This is a genomic window from Rhizobacter sp. P1_G5 (assembly GCF_056405435.1).
The window spans coordinates 1-1,769 of record NZ_JBFUCB010000905.1 but is presented as its reverse complement, the minus strand read 5'-3'; the positions used below and the strand labels follow the sequence as shown (position 1 = coordinate 1,769).

Sequence of the window (1,769 nt, the reverse complement as noted above, 5' to 3'; positions counted from 1 at the left end):
GGCGTTCGCCTGCTCGCTCGCGAATGCCTACGGCGCGTCGGAGTTCCTGCCGATCGCGTCGCAGTGCCGGCTCGGCCGGCTGCACCTGAACAGCGACTGGGTGCTGCTGGAGCAGCTGGACGCGCAGGGGCGGGTGCTGCCGCCGGGCGAGAGCGGCTGCCGCACGCTGCTGACGAACCTGGCGAACCGGGTGCAGCCGCTGATCCGCTGCGACCTCGGCGACCGCACGCGGCTGCAGGTGCAGCGCTGCGCGTGCGGCAGCGTCCTGCCGGTGGTCGAGGTGGAGGGGCGCTGCGACGACAGCCTGGTGCTCGGCCGCGACGGGGCGCGGGCGACGCTGGTGCCGCTGGCGCTGTGCACGGTGCTGGAGGAGGAGGCCGGCCTGTTCGATTTCGAGCTGGTGCAGCACGGGCCGTGCGAGCTGGTGCTGCGCGCGGCCGCTGGCGACCGGGGGGCGCCGGCGGTGTTGCGGCGGGCCGGTCGTGCGCTGGACGGCTTCCTGCGCCGGCAGGGGGCGCTGGGCGTGCGCATCCGGCTGTCGAGCGAGCCGCCCGCCGGCTGCCTGCCGAGCGGCAAGCGGCAGCGGGTGAGGGGTTCCTGCGCCTGATCAAGGGCGGCGGCGGGCACAGGCGGCACGCTGGGCGCGTGATTTTCACGACCACAGGATCCTTCATGAAACAAGCTCCCCAGATCCAGTTCCTCGGCATGGACCCGTCGCCGGCGCTCGAGGCCGACGTGCGCGAGCGGCTGCAGCGGCTCGAGCGCTTCTGCCCCGACCTGATCGTCGGGCGCGCGGCGATCGAGCTGCTGAACACGCACCGGCAGCAGGGGCGCACGTTCGCGGTGCGGCTGGACATGACGCTGCCTGGCCATGAGCTGACGGTGAGCCGCGTCCACCACGAGGACGTGTACGTGGCGCTGCGCAACGCCTTCGACGGCATGGCGCGGCAGGTGCAGGACACGGTGCGGCTCGCGCGCCAGCGCCACGCGCACGGCGCCGCGCTGGAGCTCGACGCCGACGAGGCCTGAGAGGGGGCGGCGATGCGGCTGACCTTTCTCGGCGCGACCGGCACCGTGACCGGTTCGCGCTACCTGCTGGAGCATGGCGGGCGGCGCCTGCTGGTCGACTGCGGGCTGTTCCAGGGGCTCAAGCAGCTGCGGCTGCGCAACTGGGCTCCTTCGGTGCCGTCGGCAAGCGAGGTGGACGCGATCGTGCTGACGCATGCGCACCTGGACCACAGCGGCAGCGTGCCGCGGCTGGTCGCGGGCGGCTACGGCGGGCCGGTGCATGCGAGCGACGCGACCTGCGACCTGTGCGGGCTGCTGCTGCCGGATTCGGGCCGGCTGCTGGAGGAGGAGGCGGTGTTCGCGAACCGGCACGGCTTCTCGCGCCACCACCCGGCGCTGCCGCTGTACACCGAGGCGGATGCGCAGGCCGCGCTCGGCCTGCTGCGCCGCGTGCGCTTCGGCGAGGCCTTCGAGCCGATCCCGGGCGTTCAGGTGAGCCTGCAGCGCGCCGGACACCTGCTGGGCGCGGCGAGCGTGCGGGTGGCATGGGGCGGCCGCTCGATCGTGTTCTCGGGCGACCTCGGCCGCGACGAAGATCTCCTGATGCGGCCGCCCGAGGCGCCGCCGGGCTGCGACTGGCTGGTGGTCGAGTCGACGTACGGCGATCGCGAGCATGTGGGCGGCGACTGTGGTCCAGGTGCGCATGCGTCAGCACGATCGCGTCCACCTCGCTTGCCGACGGCACCGAAGGAGCCCAGTTG

At 73.7% G+C, this 1,769-nt stretch carries 3 protein-coding genes; all 3 read left to right on the top strand.

Translation table 11 applies throughout. The annotated features are described in order from the left end of the window. On the top strand, window positions 1-607 hold a 607-nt coding region (locus tag AC1D12_RS32575; RefSeq protein ID WP_477845272.1), incomplete at its 5' end, for a phenylacetate--CoA ligase family protein. Between the two features lie 65 nt (window positions 608-672). Then, entirely contained in the window at window positions 673-1,029 is a 357-nt protein-coding gene (locus AC1D12_RS32570; RefSeq protein ID WP_477827364.1) for an HPF/RaiA family ribosome-associated protein, read from the top strand. 12 nt (window positions 1,030-1,041) lie between these two features. After that, on the top strand, window positions 1,042-1,769 hold a 728-nt coding region (locus AC1D12_RS32565), incomplete at its 3' end, for an MBL fold metallo-hydrolase (protein WP_477845271.1).

What these genes read in the sequence shown, in the direction of transcription:
- AC1D12_RS32570 (WP_477827364.1), top strand. Translation starts at nt 673, where the DNA reads ATGAAACAAGCTCCCCAGATCCAGTTCCTCGGCATGGACCCGTCGCCG.